Genomic DNA, 21,298 nt, shown 5'->3' on the forward strand with positions numbered 1-21,298 from the left:
TTTCATTGCAGCTAACGCTTAGACCTGAACAGCAGGGATCTTGGCGTTGGCGGCGGCTTCGCGGTACTCGGCGATCTGGTCGAAGCTCAGGTAGCGGTAAACGTCGGCAGCCATGCTGTCGATGTTCTTCGCGTACTCCATGTACTCCTCGACGGTCGGCAGCTTGCCGATGATCGAAGCGACGGCTGCCAGTTCGGCAGAGGCCAGGTACACGTTGGTCGCGTCGCCCAGGCGGTTCGGGAAGTTACGGGTGGAGGTGGATACCACGGTCGCACCAGTCTTCACGCGTGCCTGGTTACCCATGCACAGCGAGCAGCCCGGCATTTCCATGCGTGCACCGGCCTTGCCGTAGATGCCGTAGTAGCCTTCCTCAACCAGCTGGTGCTGGTCCATTTTGGTCGGCGGAGCCAGCCACAGGGTGGTCGGAATGCCGCCCTTGACCTTCTCCAGCAGCTTGCCGGCGGCGCGGAAGTGACCGATGTTGGTCATGCACGAACCGATGAACACTTCGTCGATCTTCTCGCCCTGTACGGTGGACAGCAGGCGAGCGTCGTCCGGGTCGTTCGGGGCGCACAGAACCGGCTCCTTGACGTCGGCCAGATCGATTTCGATCACGGCGGCGTACTCGGCGTCCTTGTCGGCTTCCAGCAGTTGCGGGTTGGCCAGCCAGGCTTCCATGGCCTGGGCGCGACGCTCCAGGGTACGGGCATCGCCGTAGCCTTCGCCGATCATCCAGCGCAGCATGGTGATGTTGGACTTCAGGTACTCGGCGATGGCGCTTTCCGGCAGCTTGATGGTGCAACCAGCCGCGGAGCGCTCGGCGGAGGCGTCGGACAGCTCGAAGGCTTGCTCAACGGTCAGCTCGTCCAGACCTTCGATTTCGAGGATGCGGCCGGAGAAGATGTTCTTCTTGCCTTTCTTCTCGACGGTCAGCAGGCCAGCCTGGATCGCGTAGTAGGGGATGGCATGGACCAGGTCGCGCAGGGTGATGCCCGGCTGCAGCTTGCCCTTGAAGCGCACCAGAACGGATTCCGGCATGTCCAGCGGCATCACGCCGGTGGCGGCAGCGAAGGCCACCAGGCCGGAACCGGCCGGGAAGGAGATGCCCATCGGGAAGCGGGTGTGCGAGTCACCACCGGTACCCACGGTGTCCGGCAGCAGCATGCGGTTCAGCCAGCTGTGGATGATGCCGTCGCCCGGACGCAGGGACACGCCGCCGCGGGTCATGATGAAGTCCGGCAGGGTGTGGTGGGTGTTGACGTCGATCGGCTTCGGATAGGCCGCGGTGTGGCAGAAGGACTGCATCACCAGGTCGGCGGAGAAGCCCAGGCACGCCAGGTCCTTCAGCTCGTCGCGGGTCATCGGGCCGGTGGTGTCCTGCGAACCAACGGTGGTCATCTTCGGCTCGCAGTAGGTGCCCGGGCGTACGCCTTGACCTTCCTGCAGGCCGCAGGCGCGACCGACCATTTTCTGCGCCAGGGTGAAGCCCTTGCCGCTGTCGGCCGGAGCAACCGGCTTCTTGAACAGGGTGGACGGCGCCAGGCCCAGCTCAGCGCGGGCTTTCTCGGTCAGGCCACGGCCAACGATCAGCGGAATACGGCCGCCAGCGCGGACTTCGTCGAGCAGAACGTCGGTCTTCAGTTCGAAGCTGGTGACCAGCTCGTCGCTGCCGTTGCGGCGTACTTCACCCTTGTACGGGTACACGTCGATGACGTCACCCATGGCCAGGTCGGTGCAGTCGAATTCGATCGGCAGAGCGCCGGCGTCTTCCATGGTGTTGTAGAAGATCGGGGCGATCTTGGTGCCGAAGCAGAAGCCACCGGCGCGTTTGTTCGGCACGTTGGGGATGTCGTCGCCGAAGAACCACAGCACCGAGTTGGTGGCGGACTTGCGCGAGGAACCGGTACCGACTACGTCACCGACATAGGCAACCGGGAAGCCTTTGGCTTTCAGCGCTTCCATCTGCTTGATGGGTCCAACCGAACCCGGCTGATCCGGGTTGATGCCGTCGCGAGCCATTTTCAGCATGGCCAGGGCGTGCAGCGGGATGTCCGGGCGGGACCAGGCGTCCGGAGCCGGCGACAGGTCGTCGGTGTTGGTTTCGCCGGTGACCTTGAACACGGTCAGGGTGACTTTTTCCGGAACGGCCGGGCGGTTGACGAACCACTCGCCATCGGCCCAGGACTGCATGACGGCCTTGGCGTGGGCATTGCCCGCCTTGGCTTTCTCGGCAACGTCGTGGAAGGCGTCGAACATCAGCAGGGTGTGCTTGAGTTGCGCGGCGGCGACTTCGGCCAGTTCGGCGCTGTCCAGCAGCTCAACCAGGGTGGCGATGTTGTAGCCGCCCTGCATGGTGCCCAGCAGCTCTACGGCGTGCTTCTTGTCGACCAGCGGGGAGGTAGCTTCGCCTTTGGCGACAGCGGAGAGGAAACCGGCTTTGACGTAGGCAGCCTCGTCAACGCCCGGCGGTACACGGTTGGTCAGCAGGTCAACCAGGAAGGCTTCTTCGCCGGCGGGAGGATTTTTCAGCAGCTCGACCAGGCCTGCGGTTTGCTCGGCGTTCAGCGGCTGGGGAACGATACCCAGCGCGGCGCGCTCTTCTACGTGTTTGCGATAGGCTTCAAGCACAGTTATACCCTCATCAGTGGTCGCGGTGGCCCGCAACGCTTATCCACAAAACCATCGCACATCGCGCCGCTACGCTTTGTGGGCGTACTGGCCGGTGTGTCGAAAGCCTCATACTAGAAGCTGCTTTCAAAGTTTTACGCCGCAGGAAGCGGGTGGATGAGGGCTGGCGCAGGGCTGCTGCGCCAACGACGTTCCTGGCGGATCAACTGTGCTCGTGACGCTTTGAAAACAGCTTCTGACGGACATCGGTGCCTAAAAAGGCGGTCCGATTCTACTGGATCGGTACGCCAAAGTTAAGCGCAAACCCCGTTCCAATCGGCCTATAGGCTACTGCTCGTCATTTGCCTGGCAAGTCGACAAAGGTCTGTCTGGTCATAATGACCCTGCCTGGCTGAACGGCTATCATGGGTGGCCCGTTTCATGGCTTTCATTCTTTGCACATATGTCCAGTCACCGTATCAAGACGCCCTGTGTCGGCCTCTGCTCCACCGTTTATGGCGATCTGGTATGCCGCGGCTGCAAGCGCTTTCATCACGAAGTGGTTAACTGGAACGCCTACAGTGACGAGGAAAAGCGTGCCGTATGGCGGCGTCTTGAGTTGCTGCTGGTGCAGGTGATGCAGGGGAAGGTCGAGGTCTTCGATGCCGCACTTCTGAGGGCTCAACTGGAGCAGCGTCAGGTGCGCTTCGTGCCTGAACAGTCGGAATACTGCTGGGCCTACCAGTTGATAGCCCGTGCCTCGCGCCTGATCAATCGTCTCGATGCCTACGGGATGGCACTGCTGCCGGAGTTTCGTGACTGGCCTCTGCCAGAGCTGCGTGAGGCAATTGATCGTGAATTTTTCCTGCTGTCAGAGGCGCACTATGAGCGTTACATCGCGCCACGCTTTCTGCGCGAAGGCGTTGAAAGCCGCGTCTAATCCAGGTCAAGAATGAAAAAGCCGCCCGTAGGCGGCTTTTGGTCTGTGGGTGCTGCTAGCGCTGGGCTACCAGCTCTTCCAGGTGCGCGATGACGTCGTCTGGCTTGAGAACCAATACATCGCTTTCCAGGGCATCCAGTACCACTTCCGCGGTATTGCCGATCAGGGCGCCGGACAAGCCGGTTCGGGCGACAGTGCCAATCACGGTTACGGCTGCGCTGAGTTTCTGAGCGGTGTAGGGAATCAGCACATCGGCCGGACCTTCTGCCACATGCAGGCGATCATCACTGACGTCGTACTCGGCCTGGAACGATTTGCACTGTTCGCGGTAGCGCGCTTCGATGGTTTCCTTGAGTTGGAAGGTCGGGTCGGCGGCCGAAAGCATGGGGGAGGGGTGGGCGCTGATCACGTGCAGCGTGCCATTGGCCAGGCGGGCGATGTCGTAGCCATGGCTGACGATGCCCGAATGCAGTGTACGGTGTTCGGCGTCACTGTTACCCACATCTACTGCAGCGAGGATGATGCCACCGCTCCAGGGGGCTGAGGTTTTCACCATCAGTACCGGACTTGGGCAATAGCGCAGCAGTTTCCAGTCCTCAGGTGTGAGTAGGGCCTTTTTCAGCGGGTTGTCCGGCACATGCTGCTTGATCACTAGGCCGCAGCCTGACGATTGCTGGGCGGCAACGATGGTCTGGTAGAGGCCATCGTTCCAGGTCTGTTGAATGCTGACGCTGAAGCCTTCTTCCTGCAGATGGGTTTGTTGTTCATCGAGGTAGGCGCTGTGATTGGCTTTCTTGTCGCAGACCAGTAGATGCAGGTGCGACTGGGTCACGCCAGCGATCAATTTGGCGCGTTTGAGCGCGAGCCCTTCGGGCTGCTGCGGATCCATCACCACCAGAATGCTGCGTATGGCTTGCATGTGCCTCTCCCTTTGAAGTGCTTGGATGCAGCCCACTATAGAGGTGGCCGCGGGCGGCGCTATTGACCTGCATCACGGCATCGCTGGCCCTGTGCGCCCTCATCCGTATAATGGCTCGCCTCATCCCTGCCTGCCAGCATTCGCCCCGTGAATACCTCCCTCGATATCCATGATTTTCTGGCCTGTCCAACCCCAACAGCCTGGGTTGAAGCCGCCCTGGCTGATCAGGAAACCTTGCTGATCGACCACAAGAACAACGAGTTCAAAGCGGCCTCAACGGCTATGGCGCTGATTGCCAAGTACAACCAGGCTCTGGATCTGGTCAATTTCATGTCGCGCCTGGCTCGTGAGGAGCTGGTGCACCATGAACAGGTGCTGCGCATCATGAAGAAGCGTCGTATCGAAGCGCGCCCGATTTCGGCGTCCCGTTACGCTTCCGGCTTGCGCAAGCAGGTGCGTAACCATGAGCCGCAGAAGCTGGTGGATACTCTGGTGGTGGGGGCTTTTATCGAAGCGCGCAGCTGTGAGCGTTTTGAAGCCTTGGTGCCGCATCTGGATGAAGAACTAGGCAAATTCTACGGTGGCCTGCTCAAGTCGGAGTCCCGGCATTTTCAGGGTTATCTGAAGCTGGCTTATCAGTACGGCGAGGCAACTGATGTTGAGCGAACTGTGGGGCGGGTTCGTGAAGCCGAGCGCGAGCTGATCGAGTCTCCTGACCAGGAGTTTCGTTTCCACAGTGGCGTGCCGCAGAGCTGAGCTTTTGATGCGGGCATAAAAAAGCCGGACTGAAGTCCGGCTTTTTCGTATTCGGGTTGGATCAGGCAGCGACGAAACTGGCGCTGCAGGCGAGGGCGGCCTGGCTGCTTTGTACTTCGCCGAGGGTGTCGCGCACCACTTGCTTGGCCAGGCAGGCACATTTGCCGCATTGGGTGCCTACGCCGAGGCTTTCGCGCACGTCACGGTAGCTGCAGCAGCCTTCGAAGATGGCTTCGCGAATTTGACCGTCGGTAACACCCTGGCAGAGGCAGACGTACATGTGGCGATCTCGAATGAGAGTGAGTTGCTGTTGCGGAAGGATACTAATGTTAATGAGAATGCTTGTCAAAACTTGATATGCATTCTTCCTATTGGCCGGATAGACGGCGCCCTCGGTGGTGGCGTCAGTTTGGCCGCTAAATAACGAGCATAAAAAAACCGGCCGAGGCCGGTTTTACGGGGATGTTGCGGTTACTGATCGAACTCGTCCCAACCGCCCATTTCCTTCCAGCGGTTGACGATGCCGCAGAACAGTTCAGCGGTTTTCTCGGTGTCGTAGCGCGCGGAGTGCGCTTCCTTGCCGTCGAAGTCGATGCCGGCGGCCTGGCAGGCCTTGGCCAGCACGGTCTGGCCATAGGCCAGGCCGGCCAGTGTGGCGGTATCGAAGCTGGAGAAGGGGTGGAACGGATTGCGCTTGATATCACAGCGGGCGACGGCGGCATTGAGAAAGCCGAGGTCGAAGCTGCTGTTGTGGCCGACCAGAATGGCGCGTTTGCAGCCATTGCTTTTGATCGACTTGCGCAGGCCGCGGAAAATCTCGGTCAGCGCGTGCTCTTCGCTCACGGCCATGCGCAGTGGGTGATCCAGCTTGATGCCGGTGAACTCCAATGCCGCCTGTTCGATGTTGGCGCCTTCGAAAGGCTCGATGCGGAAGAAGTGCGTGTGGTCCGGGTAAAGGAAACCACCTTCGTCCATGGCAATGGTGGTGGCCGCGATCTCCAGCAGAGCGTCTGTGGCGGCGTTGAAGCCGCCGGTCTCCACATCCACGACTACCGGCAGATAGCCGCGAAAGCGCGCGGCCATCGGGTGACGAGGGCCGGAGGGCAGGCTGCCGTCGAGTTCATCGTCGAAATGCTCTTCGCTCACGCGTGTTCCTCCAGCAGGCGCCAGCGTAGCTTCTCGCCAGCGCGCAGCGGGATCACCAGGCTATCGCCCAGCGGCAGTTCGCTTGGGCCGACCCAGTCTTCGCGTACCAGGGTGATGTGGTCGGTATTGCGCGGCAGCCCATAGAAGTCAGGACCGTGCAGGCTGGCGAAGCCTTCCAGCTTGTCCAGCGCGTTACGCTGCTCGAAGGCCTCGGCGTACAGTTCGATGGCGGCATGCGCGGTGTAGCAGCCGGCGCAGCCGCAGGCCGCTTCCTTGGCGTGTTTGGCGTGCGGTGCCGAGTCGGTGCCGAGGAAGAACTTCACACTGCCGCTGGTGGCGGCATCCAGCAGGGCATCTTGGTGAGTATTGCGCTTGAGGATCGGCAGGCAATAGAAGTGCGGGCGAATACCACCGACCAGCATGTGGTTGCGGTTGTACAGCAGGTGGTGGGCGGTGATGGTGGCGCCAACGTTGGCTGGAGCCTCGCGTACGAACTGCGCCGCGTCGCCGGTAGTGATGTGCTCGAACACCACTTTAAGGCTGGGGAAGCGCTCGACCACGCGTACCAGGTGCTCATCGATGAAGCGTTTCTCGCGGTCGAACACGTCGACATCAGCGTGGGTTACTTCACCGTGTACCAGTAGCGGCAGGCCGACTTCGGCCATGGTTTCCAGCACAGGGAAGATGTTGTCGATGCTGGTCACACCGGAGTCGGAGTTGGTGGTGGCGCCGGCCGGATACAGTTTGGCGGCGTGCACGAAACCACTGGCCTTGGCGGTGCGTACGTCCTCGGCAGTGGTCTTGTCGGTGAGATAGAGCACCATCAGCGGCTCGAAGCGGCTCCCGGTCGGGCGAGCGGCCAGGATGCGCTGGCGGTAGGCGTCGGCCTCGGTGCTGTTGCGAACCGGCGGCACCAGATTGGGCATGATGATGGCGCGGGCGAAGGTTCGCGCGACGTCGCGGACGGTGTGCTGCAGGACAGCACCATCGCGCAGATGGATGTGCCAGTCGTCGGGGCGCAGCAAGGTAATGCGGTCAGACATGGGGATTCCCAGCAGGTAAAACGTGGAGAAATGCTACCAGCTTATCCTCAGTGCGGCCTATCAAGTTTCCTTGGTGAGGGCCGATAAGGGCATGTAAGCCGTATCTCCCGAGAGGGGCCGATCTTGTTTCAGCGCCGTTTTTTCCTGCTCAGTCTGCTCGCCTGCCTGCCTTGGTGCATGCCGGCCGCGGCAATCACGTTCCAGACCCGCATGGAAAAAGTGGAGTGGAAGGTCGAGGGCGATAAGTTCGAGTGTCGGTTGATCCAACCCATTGCCGATTTCGGCAGTGGTGAGTTTGTCCGTCGTGCTGGCGAACAGGCCACGTTCCGCCTCAAGGTGCGCGAACGCTGGATGGGGTCGGGCTCTGCGACCTTGCTCGCTGCCGCTGCGCCTTGGCAGCCGGGACGAGGCGATATCAACCTGGGTGCGCTTAAAGTCAGCAGTGGCGAGGTGCCGTTCAACAGCAATGCTGAGCAGGGCGGGCGATTGTTGACGGGCCTTATGGAGGGGCGCAGCCCTGTGGTGCGTCATCGCACCCTGCAAGGCGGCGAGCTGCTGGAAGTACGTCTGCTGCCGATTCGTTTCAACCAGGCCTACAACGAGTACCTGAAGTGCACGGCGGGGCTCTTGCCAGTCAATTTCGAGCAGATCCGCCAGGTGCAGATCGGTTTTCCCGGTGGTGGCTATGCGCTGGATCCCATGGCGCAGGCCAGGCTGGACATCATTCTCGATTTCCTCAAGGAAGACCCCAGCGTCAATCGCATCCAGCTCGACGGCCACTCCGACAACAGTGGCAATCGCCTGACCAATCGGGATCTGTCCCGGCGTCGGGCGGTGGCGGTCGAAGAGTACCTCAAGGCGCAGGGAGTACCCGCCGAGCAGATCGTCGTGCGCTTCCACGGCGAGCGTTATCCGCTGGTGAGGAACACGAATGAAGCCAGTCGGGCGAAGAACCGCCGTGTGACGCTGACGCTGTCGCGCGAGCCGGTGCTTGAAGCCGAGCCTGCAGCCCCCGATACGCCTGCCGAGCCTGCGGCTTCCGAGGCCGCGCCGGCTGCCAAAAGCTGACCTGCTTTCCCATTATTTCTGTCGCTTTGTCGCCCGTGACTGTCGCGCCCCTGTAAATCGAGCGTCTCGCTCGGTAGAATCCCCGGTTTTCCGTACAACCCGTGGAGTTGATTGGCATGGCGGACGTTAAGAAGGTAGTTCTGGCCTATTCCGGTGGCCTGGATACCTCGGTGATCCTCAAGTGGCTGCAAGACACCTATAACTGCGAAGTGGTGACCTTCACCGCCGACCTCGGTCAGGGCGAGGAGGTCGAGCCGGCCCGTGCCAAGGCCCAGGCCATGGGCGTCAAGGAAATCTACATCGACGACCTGCGCGAAGAGTTCGTTCGCGACTTCGTCTTCCCGATGTTCCGCGCCAACACCATCTACGAAGGCGAGTACCTGCTGGGTACTTCCATCGCTCGTCCGCTGATCGCCAAGCGCCTGATCGAAATTGCCAACGAGACTGGCGCCGATGCCATCTCCCATGGTGCTACCGGCAAGGGTAACGATCAGGTGCGCTTCGAGCTGGGTGCCTACGCGCTGAAGCCGGGCGTGAAAGTGATCGCTCCGTGGCGCGAGTGGGATCTGCTGTCGCGCGAGAAGCTGATGGACTATGCCGAGAAGCACGGCATTCCGATCGAGCGTCACGGCAAGAAGAAGTCGCCGTACTCCATGGACGCCAACCTGCTGCACATCTCCTATGAGGGTGGCGTGCTGGAAGACACCTGGACCGAGCACGAAGAAGACATGTGGAAGTGGAGCGTTTCCCCGGAAGCGGCTCCGGACACCCCGACCTATATCGAGCTGACCTACCGCAAGGGCGACATCGTCGCCATCGACGGCAAGGAAATGACCCCGGCCCAGGTGCTCACCGAACTGAACCGCATCGGCGGCGCCAATGGCATCGGCCGCCTCGACATCGTCGAGAACCGCTATGTCGGCATGAAGTCCCGTGGCTGCTACGAGACCCCCGGCGGCACCATCATGCTCAAAGGTCACCGCGCCATCGAGTCGATCACCCTGGACCGCGAAGTGGCTCACCTCAAAGATGAGCTGATGCCCAAGTACGCCAGCCTGATCTACACCGGCTACTGGTGGAGCCCGGAGCGTCTGATGCTGCAGCAGATGATCGATGCCTCGCAGACCAACGTGAACGGTGTGGTGCGCCTGAAGTTGTACAAGGGCAACGTCATCGTGGTCGGCCGCAAGTCCGACGACTCGCTGTTCGACGCCAATATCGCCACCTTCGAGGAAGATGGCGGCGCCTACAACCAGGCTGATGCCGCGGGCTTCATCAAGCTCAACGCGCTGCGCATGCGCATCGCCGCCGGCAAGGGCCGCAAACTGTTCTAAGCGCCTTGCCGCGCCCCAAAAAGCCCGTGCATCTGCGCGGGCTTTTTCATTCTGGCCGCAGGCCCAATGTCGGGCCACACTGATCCTCTCGAAGCAATGCTTGTTGGAGGACTGAGATGCGCAATTTTTCAGTGGTTCTGTTATTGGGGTTGTTTGGCCTGAATGTCCAGGCGGGCGTGCTGGATCCGGACTGTACGGCAGAAAAGGCCGCCAAGAGCGCGGCGATGAAGGCCACGGTAGGAGTTGGTGGCCGCTGTACGGCTAAGGAGGCGGTGGGCGACAGCCTGGATGTCGATGACAAGAAGGACTCGGTTTCCGACGCCAAGGACAAGGTCGGGGATAAAGTCGATGGCGCTTCCGATCACCTCGAACGCAAGGCGATCAAGAAGGCGGTCACCAATTGAGTGCTTGAAAGTCACTCTAAACGTGGATTCCTAAGGGCCTGTCAGGCCCTTTTGTTTTGGAGTGAGGAGGCAATATGCGCTTGTTACACACCATGCTGCGCGTCGGTGATATGGACAGATCCATTGCGTTCTATACCGAAGTGCTGGGCATGACCCTGCTGCGCCGCAAAGACTATCCGGATGGCCAGTTCACATTGGCTTTTGTCGGCTACGGCAACGAGGCGGAGAACAGCGTGATCGAGCTGACCTGCAACTGGGGCGTGGATCAGTATGAACTGGGCACGGGCTACGGCCACATTGCTCTGGAGGTCGAGGATGTCTATAGGGCCTGCGAAGACATCCGTTCGCGTGGCGGGCAGATCACTCGTGAGCCGGGGCCAATGAAGCACGGCAACAGCATACTGGCGTTCGTGGCCGATCCTGACGGCTACAAGATCGAACTGCTGTCGCCCCAGCGGGCGGATTGACGTCCGCCACAATGACAAAGCCCCGCATTTGCGGGGCTTCACCTGTTTCAGAAGTCGTAGTCGTAGTCGTTCAACTGTTTCTGCAGGCGGCGCTCGTCGAGCAGGTTGTCGATGATGCGGCGCTTGGTCAGGTTGGTCTTGGCCACATCGACGCTGCGTTCAGCGCTGTCGTCGTTGTCGTCATCGACCAGATCGTCTTCGAGTTCGAGATCTTCTTTGTCAGTGCTCATGGCTTCACTCCAGCTTTCGGGGTGCCGATGGCGCTCCTTATAGCGACAAAGCTTGAGGCGGTAAAAAAGATTTTCTCAATCGAAAGCGTGAGCGAATTAATGACTGCTCAATCGTCCGAGGCCTTGGCCTTGTATTCGCACAGGTCTTCGATGCGACAGGCGCCGCAGCGCGGCTTGCGCGCGGTGCAGACGTAGCGGCCATGCAGGATCAGCCAGTGGTGGGCGTCCAGCAGATAGTCCTTGGGCACGAACTTGAGCAGCTTTTTTTCGACTTCCACCACATTCTTGCCGGGGGCGATGCCGGTGCGGTTGCTGACGCGGAAGATGTGTGTGTCCACCGCCATGGCCAGCTGGCGGAAGGCGGTGTTGAGCACCACGTTGGCGGTCTTGCGGCCGACGCCGGGTAGGGCTTCCAAATCCTCGCGGTTGTCCGGCACCTGGCTGCCATGCTTCTCGATGAGGATGCGGCAGGCCTCGATGACGTTCTTCGCCTTGCTGTTGTACAGGCCGATGGTTTTGATGTACTCGGACAGGCCCTCGACGCCGAGGGCGTAGATCGCTTCCGGCGTGTTGGCCACCGGGAACAGCTTGGCCGTGGCCTTGTTGACGCTGACGTCGGTGGCTTGGGCCGATAGGGTCACCGCCACCAGCAGCTCGAAGGGCGTGCTGTAGGCCAGCTCGGTCTTCGGCTCGGGGTTGTCTTCGTGCAGGCGGCGGAAGATTTCCAGGCGTTTGGCGGCGTTCATTCGATCACCCCGGTGACCCGCACGCGACGGCTGGTAGCGGGTGCTGCCGGCTCCTCGGCCTTGGCGCGCTCAGCCAGGTACTCGTCGATGCGGTTCTTCACGGCGATCAGCAGGCCGAGGACGAGGAAAGCGCCGGGCGGCAGGATGGCCAGCAGGAAGCCTTGGTAGTCGGGGAACAGGGTCAGCTGCCAGTTGGCGGCGATCGAGCCGAACAGTAGCTGCATGTTGGCGAACAGCATGCCGGTGCCGAGCAGTTCGCGCACCGCGCCGATGGCCAGCAGCACTCCGCCGAAGCCAAGGCCCATCATCAGGCCATCGAAGCTGGCGTGGGCCACGCTGTTCTTTGCCGCGAAGGCTTCGGCGCGGCCGAGGATCACGCAGTTGGTGGTGATCAGCGGAATGAAGATGCCGAGGATCTGGTACAGCTCGTAGGTGAACGCCTGCATCAGCAGCTCGATGCAGGTGGTCAGCGCAGCGATGATCATGACGAAGGCTGGCAGGCGCACGGCGTCGGTGACCTGGCGGCGGATCAGCGCCACGGCGGCGTTGGAGCAGGTCAGTACCACGGCGGTGGCGATGGCCATGCCCAGGGCGTTGACCACCGAGTTGCTCACCCCCAGCAGCGGACACAGACCGAGTAGCTGGACCAGGGCTGGGTTGTTCTTCCACAGGCCGCTTACGGCGATTTCGCGATAATTAGCCATGAGAAGCCTCCGGGGTCAGCAACTCGGCCTTGTGCTGGTCGAAGTACTGCAGCGCCTTGTGCACGGCCTTGACCACGGCGCGCGGGGTGATGGTGGCGCCGGCGAACTGGTCGAACTGGCCGCCGTCTTTCTTCACTGCCCAGCCGGCTTCGTCGGGTTGCGTCAGCGACTTGCCCTCGAAGCCGAGAATCCAGCGGCTCTTGGCCAGCTCGATCTTGTCACCCAGGCCGGGGGTTTCACGGTGGTGCAGGGCGCGCACGCCGGCCAGGCGGCCGTCGGCGAGGATGCCCACCAGCAGGCGAATCGAGCCGCTGTAGCCGTCCGGCGCGGTGACCTGCAGGATCACCGCGCTGGGCTGGCCGCCGAGGGTGGCCAGATAGGCAGGGGCCGGATTCTTGTTGCCGAGCAGCTCGTCCTGCACCAGGCGGCTGTTGTCGAGCAGGTAGTTGTCGTAGCTGCCGGACGGCAGGATTTGCGCCAGTGCCTGCACCTGGGCTTCGCGCTCGGCAGCGGCGATGCGCGGGGCGGTGCCTTGCTGGATGGCGGCGACCACGCCGACCGTAGCGATGGCGAACAGGCCCAGCACGGCGGCGTTCTTCAGCATGGAGCGGGAGATTTCCGGCAGCACGCTCATTCTCCCAGCTTGAAGCCGCGCTCGGCCTTGCGATGGCCGTAAGTGCGCGGACGGGTGTAGTAGTCGATGGTCGGCGCGGCCAGGTTCATCAGCAGCACGGCGAAGGCCACGCCGTCCGGATAACCACCCCAGGTGCGGATGACATAGACCAGGATGCCGACGCCGGCACCGAAGATGATCCGCCCCAGGTTGCTGGTGGCGCCGCTGACCGGGTCGGTGACGATGAAGAAAGCGCCGAGCATGGTGGCGCCGGTCAGCAGGTGGAACAGCGGCGAGCCGTTGGAGTCCGAGCCCGAGCCGTTCCAGAACAGCAGGCTCATGACGAACAGCGCACCCAGCATGCCGGCCGGGGCGTGCCAGGCGATGAGCTTCTTGTGCAGCAGGAACAGCCCGCCGAGCAGGAAGGCCAGGTTGACCCACTCCACCGCGTTGCCGCCGAACTGGCCGAAGGCCGGGTTCTGCGACCACAGCTCGTCGATGGTCAGGCTCTTGTTGACCTTCAGCGCATCCAGGGCCGTGGCCTGGCTCCAGCCATCCGGCAGGGCGGCCAGGCCGAGAATCTGTTGGATGCCCTCGCCGATACCGACGCTGTGCGGCGCCGGCCAGCTGGTCATGGGGATGGGGAAGGAGATCAGCACCACCACATAGCCGAGCATGGCCGGGTTGAACGGGTTCTGCCCGAGGCCGCCGTAGAGCTGCTTGCCGAAGACGATGGCGAAGCCCACCGCCACCGCGGTCAGCCACCAGGGCGCATAGGGCGGCAGGGCCAGGGCCAGCAGTACGGCGGTGACCAGGGCGCTACCGTCCTTGAGGAAAAACGCCAGCGGGCGCTTGCGCACGGCGAGGATGGCGGCCTCGCAGGCGATGGCCACCAGGCTGGCCCAGAGCAGATTGACCAGGGTGCCGACACCGAACAGCCAGGTCAGCGCCAGGGCGCCGGGGGCGCAGGCGGCAGCGACCAGCAGCATGACACGCTGGGTCTTGTTGGCGCCCCTGGCGTGGGGCGAGGTGATGCGGGGCAGGGCCATTGGCACTCCGGTCGATTGTGTTGTCGCACCTTGCATGGGCGTGCCAGGCGCGGTGCTGTGTCCTGTAGCCCAATCCGGGGACGGTGTACCGGCGTGCCGGCGTTGCCGCCCCCTCTCCCGTTTACAGGAGAGGGCCGGGGAGAGGGTGGCTGTGTTCCGGCCCTCTCCCCCAGCCCCTCTCCCACAAGTGGGAGAGGGGATTTTTATCGCTGTGCTGCTCGCCCCGGATTGCATCCGGGCTACGCGTTTTGGTGTTCCGCGAGTTTCTGTTCGGCTGCGCTGAGGCGTGTCCGTGCGGCGTCGAGTGCCTCCGCAGATGCGTTCTCATCACGCTCCAGCTTGCGCAGGTCGGCGCGAGCGAAGGCGACTTCGGTCTTCAGCGCCTTGAGCGCGGCGTCGATGCCGGGCTTCTCGGTGCGTACCAAGTCAGGCGCCGGCTTGCCGGAACCGTCTTCGGCGGTATGCAGAGCCTGTTCGGCGGCGGACAGGGCCTGGCGCAGGCGCTCCAGCTCGCTCTCATCGGCCTCGGCTTTCTCGGCTTTCTTCAGTTCGGCGCGTTTCATCGCCAGCTCGACCTTGGCCTTTTTCAGCTCACTGTCGTCGACGGTCTTTGCGGCAGGCGCTGGCGCGGCGGATTGCAGCTGTTCCAGCGCCTTCTCGGCCTCGGCCAGCTTGGCGCGGGTCTGCTCCAGTTCGGCCTGTTGCTCGGCGCTGGGCGCTTCGAGTTTTTCCAGCTTACGCTGCTGGGCCTTGAGCATGGCAGCTTCGATCTTGGCCTTTTTCAGCGCGTCGTCGTTGGCCGGCGCGGCGGCGGAGGGTGCAGGTGCCGCTGCTTGAAGCTGCTCCAGCACCTTTTCGGCCTCGGCCAGCTTGGCGCGGGTCTGCTCCAGTTCGGCCTGTTGCTCGGCGCTGGGCGCTTCGAGTTTTTCCAGCTTACGTTGCTGGGCCTTGAGCATGGCGGCTTCGATCTTGGCTTTCTTCAGTGCGTCGTCGCTGGCGGGTGCTGCTGCAGCCGGGGCCGGCGCGTTGGCCTGGGCGGCTTCCAGGGCCTTCTGCGCGGCTTCGGCGGCGCTGCGCAGTTCGGCGACCTGGGCCTTGAGTTCGTCGGTGTCGTGCTGGGCCAGTTGCTTCTCAGCTTTCTTCAGCGCGACCTGGGCCATGCTGGCTTCGATCTTCAGGCGCTTGAGCTGCTCGTCGGCTGTGCTTGGCGCTGCACTGGCAGGCGCTGCTGCCGCTGCCTCGGCTTGCGCCGCCTTGGCCTTGGCGGCGCGCTCGGCGCGGGCCACGCGCTCGGCTTCCTTGCGTTCTTCCTCGCGGCGCAGGCGTTCCTGGCGCAGCTCGAAGCGCTGCTTGGAGTGTTCGGCCTTCTGCTGCTTCTGCTCCAGCTCGCGGATTTCGCCCTTGGCGGCGCGGTAATACTGCACCAACGGGATGCTGGAGGGGCAGACATAGGCGCAGGCGCCGCACTCGATGCAGTCGAACAGGTTGTGGGCCTTGAGCTGCTCGTGCTGCTGGCCGAGTGCGAAGAAGTGCAGCTGCTGCGGCAGCAGGCTGGCCGGGCAGGCCTCGGCACACTCGCCGCAGCGGATGCAGGGCATGGCCGGTGGCGGCGCGGGCAGTTCGCTGGCCGTGCTGGCCAGCAGGCAGTTGGCGGTCTTGACCAGCGGTACCTCGAGCGAGGGCAGGGTGAAGCCCATCATCGGACCGCCCATCACCAGGCGATTGAGCTTGGCCTGGTCCAGGCCGGCGAATTCCAGCAACTCGCCGACCGGAGTGCCGAGCAGGGCCTCGACATTGCCCGGCCGAGCCAGGGCTTCGCCGGTCAGGGTGGTGATGCGCGAGATCAGCGGCTTGCCCAGCAGCACGGCGTCATGGATCGCCACGCAGGTGCCGACGTTCTGGCAGAGCATGCCGATATCCGCCGGCAGGCCGCCGGATGGCACTTCCACGCCGGTGAGAATCTGGATCAGCTGCTTTTCGCCACCGGACGGGTACTTGGTGGGGAACACCTTGAGGGTGTAGCTGCGCTCGCTCAGAGCGGCGCGCACCGCAGCGATGGCTTCGGGCTTGTTGTCCTCGATGCCGATCAGCACCTCATCCGGCTGGATCAGCTGCACCAGGATGTCGATGCCGAACACCAGTTCGGCGGCGCGTTCGCGCATCAGCACGTCATCGGCGGTGATATAGGGCTCGCACTCGGTGCCATTGATGATCAGGGTGTGGATCTTCTGCGTCGGCCTGGCGGTGAGCTTGACCGCGGTGGGGAAGCCGGCGCCGCCGAGGCCGTTGATGCCGGCCTCACGGATCAGCTCCAGCAGCGCGCTGGACTCCATGTGCCGGTAGTCGGGCTGCGGTGCCAGCTCGATCCACTGCTCCAGGCCGTCGCTGTCGATGACGATGGCCGGCGCGAGCATGCCGGACACATGCGGGTAGGGCTGCGGGCCGATGAAGCTGACCGTGCCGGAGGTCGGCGCATGCAGCGGCGCGCTGACGAAGCCGTTGGCCTCGGCGATTTTCTGGCCCTTGAGCACGCGCTCGCCGACCGCCACGCAGGGCTCGGCGGCGGCGCCGATATGTTGGCCCAGCGGCAGGATCAGGCGCTTGGGCAGCGGCGCGGGCTGGATCGGCGTGCGGTTGGACAGTTCCTTGCGTTCGGCCGGGTGGATGCCGCCAGGGATATCCCAGATGCGTTCGTGGGCTGTCATGCGGCCTGCTCCCGGTCACTGGCGATCAGTTGGCCGGGGGCCAGCGGCAGCTGCCACTTCCAGCTCTGTACGTTGCTGCCGACTTCCACCATGTCGATGCAGTCCACCGGGCAGGGCTCGACGCACAGGTCGCAGCCGGTGCATTCGCTGGCGATCACTGTGTGCATCTGCTTGGCCGCGCCGACGATGGCGTCCACCGGGCAGGCCTGGATGCACTTGGTGCAGCCGATGCACTCGGCCTCGCGGATCACCGCGACCATCTGCGGCTTCTCGCCCTCGACGGCGTCTAGCGGCTCCGGCTCCACATCGAGCAGGTCGGCCAGGGCCTGGATGGTGGCTTCGCCACCGGGTGGGCACTTGTTGATCTTGTCGCCGCCGGCGATGGCCTCGGCGTAGGGCTTGCAGCCCGGGTAGCCGCACTGGCCGCACTGGGTCTGCGGCAGCAGGGCGTTGATCTGCTCGGCGATGGGGTCGCCTTCGACCTTGAAGCGCACCGCGGCGAAACCGAGGATGGCGCCGCCGAGCAGGCACAGGCCGAGGATGGCGAGAACGGCGATCAGCACCAGGCTCATAGCTTGATCAACCCGGCGAAGCCCATGAACGCCAGGGACATCAGTCCGGCGGTGATCATGCCGATGGAGGCGCCCTGAAACGGCTTGGGTACATCGGCGATGGCAATGCGCTCACGCATGGCGGCGAACAGCACCAGCACCAGGGAGAAGCCCAGACCGGCGGCGAAACCGTTGGCGGTGGCGGTGATGAAAGTGAATTCGGCCTTGTTGGCGTTGAGCAGGGCCACGCCGAGGACGATGCAGTTGGTGGTGATCAGCGGCAGGAAGATACCCAGCACGCGGTAGAGCAGGGGGCTGGTCTTGTTCACCACCATCTCGGTGAACTGCACGGTGACGGCGATCACCAGAATGAAACTGATGGTGCGCAGGAACTCCAGGCCCAAGGGTTCCAGCACGTATTCCTGCACCAGGTAGCTGCACATGGCGGCCAGGGTGAGGACGAAGGTGGTGGCCAGGGACAGGCCGATGGCCGTCTCGATCTTCTTCGACACGCCCATGAACGGGCACAGGCCGAGGAACTGCACCAGCACGAAATTGTTGACCAGGATGGCGCTGACCATGATCAAGGCGAGTTCGGTCATCGAAACGTCCGTCTTGGGGCAAAGGCCGTAGAAAAAGGGCGGCTATTATCGGAAAGCGCGCCATTGCAAACAAGCCGGCATAAGCCGGCTTGTTGTCCATCGATAAGCCTAGACGGCTTATTTGACCCGCTGGCCCGGCTTGGCGCCGCTGTCCGGGCTGAGCAGGTAGATTTCCTCGCCGCCCGGACCGGCAGCCAGGACCATGCCTTCGCTGACGCCAAACTTCATCTTGCGCGGCGCCAGGTTGGCCACGTACAGGGTCAGGCGGCCTTCCAGCTTGCTCGGGTCCGGGTAGGCGGACTTGATGCCGGAGAACACGTTGCGCTTCTCGTCGCCGATATCCAGGGACAGGCGCAGCAGCTTGTCGGCACCTTCGACGAACTCGCACTTCTCGATCAGGGCGATGCGCAGGTCGACCGCCGAAAAGGCGTCGAAGTTGATCTCGGCGGCCAGCGGGTCCTTGGTCAGTTCGCCGTTGCCTGCAGGCTTGGCGGCTTCAGCGGCGAGGTCTTCCTTGGAGGCTTCGGTCATGGCTTCGATCTTCGCGGGTTCGATTCGGGTGAGCAGCGGGTTGAACGGGTTGAGCTGGTGGTTGGCCAGCGGCGTGGCCAGATCATTCCAGGTCAGCGGGGCGACGTTGAGGAAGGCCTCGGCGTCGGCGGCCAGCTTCGGCAGCACCGGCTTGAGCATGATCACCAGCTGGCGGAACAGGTTGACGCCCAGGGCGCAGATTTCCTGCACCTCGGCCTGCTTGCCCTCGACCTTGTTCAGCGCCCACGGTGCCTTGTCGGCGATCCAGGCGTTGGCGCGGTCGGCCAGGGCCATGATTTCGCGCATGGCGCGGGAGAAATCGCGGGCTTCATAAGCGTCGGCGATGCTCGGCGCGGCGGCCTGGAAGGCGGCCCACAGCTCCGGCTCGGGGTTGGCGTCGACCAGCACGCCGGAGTTGCCTTTGTGGATAAAACCGGCGCAGCGGCTGGCGATGTTGACCACCTTGCCGACCAGGTCGGAGTTGACCTTCTGCACGAAGTCTTCGAGGTTCAGGTCGAGGTCGTCTACGCCACGGCCCAGCTTGCTGGCGTAGTAGTAGCGCAGGTATTCCGGGTTCAGGTGGTCGAGATAAGTTCTGGCCTTGATAAAGGTGCCGCGCGACTTGGACATCTTCTGGCCGTTCACCGTCAGGTAGCCGTGCACATTGACCGCGGTCGGCTTGCGGTAGCCGGCGCCTTCGAGCATGGCCGGCCAGAACAGGGCGTGGAAGTTGACGATGTCCTTGCCGATGAAGTGGTACAGCTCGGCCGTCGAGTCCTTGTTCCAGAACGCATCGAAATCCAGCTCCGGGCGCTTGCTGCACAGGTTCTTGAAGCTGGCCATATAGCCGATCGGCGCGTCCAGCCAGACGTAGAAGTATTTGCCCGGCTCGTCGGGAATCTCGAAGCCGAAGTAGGGCGCGTCGCGGGAGATGTCCCATTCCTGCAGGCCGCCATCGAGCCATTCGGCGATCTTGTTGGCCACGGCGTCTTGCAGGGTGCCGCTGCGTGTCCATTCTTTCAGCATGGCCTCGAAGTCGGGCAGCTTGAAGAAGAAGTGCTTGGAGTCCTTGAGCACCGGCACAGCACCGGAGATGGCCGAGCGCGGGTTCTTCAGCTCGGTCGGGGCGTAGGTGGCGCCGCATTTTTCGCAGTTGTCGCCGTACTGATCCTCGGCCGCGCATTTCGGGCAGGTGCCCTTGATGAAGCGGTCGGCGAGGAACATGCCCTTCTCGGGGTCGAAGTACTGGGTCACCGAGCGGGTGGCGATATGCCCGGCGTCGCGCAGCTTGAGGTAGATGGCGGCGGACAGCTCGCGGTTCTCTTCCGAGTGGGTCGAGTGGTAGTTGTCGAAGTCGACGCCGAAGTCGGCGAAGTCGGCCATGTGCTCGGCACGCACGCCGTCGATCAGCTGTTCGGCGGTGATGCCCTCTTTCTCGGCGCGCAGCATGATCGCCGAGCCATGAGCGTCGTCGGCGCAGACGTAGATGGCCTGGTGGCCGCGCAGTTTCTGGAAGCGCACCCACATGTCGGTCTGGATGTATTCGAGCATATGGCCCAAATGAATGGATCCATTGGCGTAGGGCAGGGCGCTGGTAACGAGAATCTTGCGGGCTTCGGACATGGGAATCGGGCCATCGGGTGTTTCGAAGGAAGTCGGCCACTATATAGGCGCGGCGGTTTTTTTTCATCCGCGCCGGCCGCGCAGCGGGGTAAGATGCCGGCCTGTTTTACCCAGACTTCGGAGTTGTTCCATGAGCCTTGTGACCCGCGAAGCGGTCGAAGCCAGCCTGCGTCAGTTCACCGACCCGCATCTGAACCAGGACCCGGTCAGCGCCGGTTGCCTGCGTGAAGTCGATATCCAGGGCGACAAGGTTACCGTGCGCCTGGAACTGGGCTACGCGGCCGATCTGTTCAAGAGCGGCTGGGCGCAGATGCTGCAGATGGCCCTGGAAAACCTCGATGGCGTGACGTCGGCCAAGGTACAGGTCGATGTGCAGATCGCTCCGCATAAGGCCCAGGAGCAGGTGCCGGCGCTGGCTGGGGTGAAGAACATCATCGCCGTGGCCTCCGGCAAGGGCGGCGTGGGCAAGTCCACCACCGCCGCCAACCTGGCCCTGGCCCTGGCCCGCGAAGGCGCCCGTGTCGGCATCCTCGATGCCGATATCTATGGCCCCAGCCAGGGCATCATGTTCGGTATCGCCGAAGGTACGCGGCCCAAGGTGCGCGACCAGAAGTACTTCGTGCCCATCGAGGCGCACGGCGTGCAGGTGATGTCCATGGCCTTCCTGACCGACGACAACACCCCGGTGGTATGGCGCGGGCCGATGGTTTCCGGCGCGCTGCTGCAGCTGGTGACCCAGACCGCCTGGGATGACCTGGATTACCTGGTCATCGACATGCCGCCGGGCACCGGTGACATCCAGCTGACCCTGGCGCAGAAGGTGCCGGTGGCCGGCAGCGTGATAGTCACCACCCCGCAGGACCTGGCTCTGCTTGACGCCAAGAAGGGCGTGGAGATGTTCCGCAAGGTCAATATTCCGGTGCTCGGCGTGGTCGAGAACATGGCCGTGCACATCTGCTCCAACTGCGGCCACAGTGAGCACCTGTTCGGCGAGGGCGGTGGCGAGAAGCTGGCGGCCCAGTACGGCGTCGACCTGCTGGCCTCGTTGCCGCTGTCCATGGCCATCCGCATGCAGGCCGATGGCGGCAAACCGACCGTGGTGGCCGATACCGAAAGCCAGCTGGCGATGATCTATCAGGAAATGGCCCGCTGCGTGGGCGCGCGTATTTCCCAGGCCGGGCTCGGTGCGCAGGCGATGCCGAGCATCGAGATCAGCGACGACTGAGATTCGTCGTAGGAGCGAGCTCTGCTCGCGAAGCT

The 21,298-nt window shown here is 63.1% G+C and carries 21 protein-coding genes; 7 read left to right on the top strand and 14 right to left on the bottom strand.

From position 1 onward, the window contains the following. Positions 1-18 precede the first annotated feature (18 nt). Positions 19-2,628, bottom strand: a complete 2,610-nt coding sequence (acnB, locus tag ACF8C6_RS06000) for a bifunctional aconitate hydratase 2/2-methylisocitrate dehydratase (RefSeq protein WP_392498445.1) — start codon at positions 2,626-2,628, stop codon at positions 19-21. A gap of 442 nt (positions 2,629-3,070) precedes the next feature. Here acnB and ACF8C6_RS06005 point away from each other — a divergent pair, with 442 nt between their 5' ends. After that, positions 3,071-3,547: a DUF1289 domain-containing protein gene (locus ACF8C6_RS06005; protein WP_392498447.1), complete on the top strand. Its 477-nt coding sequence runs from the start codon at positions 3,071-3,073 to the stop codon at positions 3,545-3,547. Positions 3,548-3,602: 55 nt separating this feature from the next. Here ACF8C6_RS06005 and ACF8C6_RS06010 read toward each other — a convergent pair whose 3' ends face one another. Continuing rightward, a complete protein-coding gene (locus tag ACF8C6_RS06010; protein WP_392498448.1) occupies positions 3,603-4,466 on the bottom strand; it encodes a universal stress protein in 864 nt (287 codons plus the stop codon). A gap of 147 nt (positions 4,467-4,613) precedes the next feature. On the opposite strand from ACF8C6_RS06010, the gene ACF8C6_RS06015 reads away from it, so the two are divergent. Further along, entirely contained in the window at positions 4,614-5,222 is a 609-nt protein-coding gene (locus tag ACF8C6_RS06015) for a tRNA-(ms[2]io[6]A)-hydroxylase (RefSeq protein WP_392498449.1), read from the top strand. A 61-nt stretch (positions 5,223-5,283) separates the two neighbouring features. Here the strand turns inward: ACF8C6_RS06015 and ACF8C6_RS06020 are convergent, their stop codons facing one another. The 3 genes from ACF8C6_RS06020 to pyrC form a co-directional block, all read right to left on the bottom strand. Beyond that, complete coding sequence (locus ACF8C6_RS06020; RefSeq protein WP_341691719.1) at positions 5,284-5,502, bottom strand: bacterioferritin-associated ferredoxin; 219 nt, start codon at positions 5,500-5,502, stop codon at positions 5,284-5,286. A gap of 191 nt (positions 5,503-5,693) precedes the next feature. Next, positions 5,694-6,368 carry a ribonuclease T gene (gene rnt, locus ACF8C6_RS06025; RefSeq protein WP_277688920.1) on the bottom strand — a complete coding sequence of 225 codons (675 nt, stop codon included), beginning with the start codon at positions 6,366-6,368 and terminating at the stop codon, positions 5,694-5,696. Next, complete coding sequence (gene pyrC / locus ACF8C6_RS06030; RefSeq protein WP_392498450.1) at positions 6,365-7,411, bottom strand: dihydroorotase; 1,047 nt, start codon at positions 7,409-7,411, stop codon at positions 6,365-6,367. Before pyrC ends, rnt begins: the two co-directional genes overlap by 4 nt. 177 nt (positions 7,412-7,588) lie before the next feature. Between pyrC and ACF8C6_RS06035 the strand changes: the two genes are divergently transcribed. The 4 genes from ACF8C6_RS06035 (at position 7,589) to gloA (ending at position 10,684) form a co-directional block, all read left to right on the top strand. Beyond that, complete coding sequence (locus tag ACF8C6_RS06035) at positions 7,589-8,479, top strand: OmpA family protein (RefSeq protein ID WP_392498689.1); 891 nt, start codon at positions 7,589-7,591, stop codon at positions 8,477-8,479. Positions 8,480-8,595: 116 nt separating this feature from the next. Beyond that, the gene (locus ACF8C6_RS06040; RefSeq protein WP_392498451.1) at positions 8,596-9,813 is read left to right on the top strand and encodes an argininosuccinate synthase; all 1,218 of its coding nucleotides are present in this window, start codon (positions 8,596-8,598) and stop codon (positions 9,811-9,813) included. 116 nt (positions 9,814-9,929) lie between these two features. Continuing rightward, positions 9,930-10,217 (top strand): hypothetical protein, encoded by a 288-nt coding sequence (locus tag ACF8C6_RS06045; RefSeq protein WP_392498453.1) that lies wholly within the window; start codon positions 9,930-9,932, stop codon positions 10,215-10,217. A 74-nt stretch (positions 10,218-10,291) separates the two neighbouring features. Beyond that, positions 10,292-10,684 carry a lactoylglutathione lyase gene (gloA, locus tag ACF8C6_RS06050; RefSeq protein ID WP_392498454.1) on the top strand — a complete coding sequence of 131 codons (393 nt, stop codon included), beginning with the start codon at positions 10,292-10,294 and terminating at the stop codon, positions 10,682-10,684. 47 nt (positions 10,685-10,731) lie between these two features. On the opposite strand, the gene ACF8C6_RS06055 is transcribed toward gloA, so the two are convergent. The 9 genes from ACF8C6_RS06055 to metG form a co-directional block, all read right to left on the bottom strand. Next, positions 10,732-10,914, bottom strand: coding sequence for a PA3496 family putative envelope integrity protein (locus tag ACF8C6_RS06055; protein WP_277688915.1), 183 nt, complete (start codon positions 10,912-10,914; stop codon positions 10,732-10,734). Positions 10,915-11,021: 107 nt separating this feature from the next. Continuing rightward, positions 11,022-11,660 (bottom strand): endonuclease III, encoded by a 639-nt coding sequence (gene nth, locus ACF8C6_RS06060; protein WP_392498455.1) that lies wholly within the window; start codon positions 11,658-11,660, stop codon positions 11,022-11,024. Continuing rightward, entirely contained in the window at positions 11,657-12,364 is a 708-nt protein-coding gene (locus tag ACF8C6_RS06065; protein WP_392498456.1) for an electron transport complex subunit E, read from the bottom strand. The genes nth and ACF8C6_RS06065 overlap by 4 nt, the downstream gene beginning before the upstream one ends. Next, a complete protein-coding gene (rsxG, locus tag ACF8C6_RS06070; protein ID WP_392498690.1) occupies positions 12,357-12,992 on the bottom strand; it encodes an electron transport complex subunit RsxG in 636 nt (211 codons plus the stop codon). The genes ACF8C6_RS06065 and rsxG overlap by 8 nt, the downstream gene beginning before the upstream one ends. A gap of 2 nt (positions 12,993-12,994) precedes the next feature. Continuing rightward, complete coding sequence (locus tag ACF8C6_RS06075; RefSeq protein ID WP_392498457.1) at positions 12,995-14,026, bottom strand: RnfABCDGE type electron transport complex subunit D; 1,032 nt, start codon at positions 14,024-14,026, stop codon at positions 12,995-12,997. 239 nt (positions 14,027-14,265) lie between these two features. After that, positions 14,266-16,731 (bottom strand): electron transport complex subunit RsxC, encoded by a 2,466-nt coding sequence (gene rsxC, locus ACF8C6_RS06080; RefSeq protein ID WP_392498458.1) that lies wholly within the window; start codon positions 16,729-16,731, stop codon positions 14,266-14,268. Then, positions 16,728-17,303: an electron transport complex subunit RsxB gene (gene rsxB / locus ACF8C6_RS06085; protein WP_277688911.1), complete on the bottom strand. Its 576-nt coding sequence runs from the start codon at positions 17,301-17,303 to the stop codon at positions 16,728-16,730. Before rsxB ends, rsxC begins: the two co-directional genes overlap by 4 nt. Beyond that, positions 17,300-17,884 (bottom strand): electron transport complex subunit RsxA, encoded by a 585-nt coding sequence (rsxA, locus tag ACF8C6_RS06090; protein ID WP_068826236.1) that lies wholly within the window; start codon positions 17,882-17,884, stop codon positions 17,300-17,302. Before rsxA ends, rsxB begins: the two co-directional genes overlap by 4 nt. Positions 17,885-18,001: 117 nt before the next feature. Then, entirely contained in the window at positions 18,002-20,038 is a 2,037-nt protein-coding gene (gene metG, locus ACF8C6_RS06095; protein ID WP_392498459.1) for a methionine--tRNA ligase, read from the bottom strand. Positions 20,039-20,168: 130 nt separating this feature from the next. Here metG and apbC point away from each other — a divergent pair, with 130 nt between their 5' ends. Further along, positions 20,169-21,263: an iron-sulfur cluster carrier protein ApbC gene (apbC, locus tag ACF8C6_RS06100; protein WP_392498460.1), complete on the top strand. Its 1,095-nt coding sequence runs from the start codon at positions 20,169-20,171 to the stop codon at positions 21,261-21,263. Positions 21,264-21,298 lie beyond the last annotated feature (35 nt).

The organism is Pseudomonas sp. zbq_18, assembly GCF_043102245.1.
In the GTDB taxonomy this organism is placed as follows: domain Bacteria; phylum Pseudomonadota; class Gammaproteobacteria; order Pseudomonadales; family Pseudomonadaceae; genus Aquipseudomonas.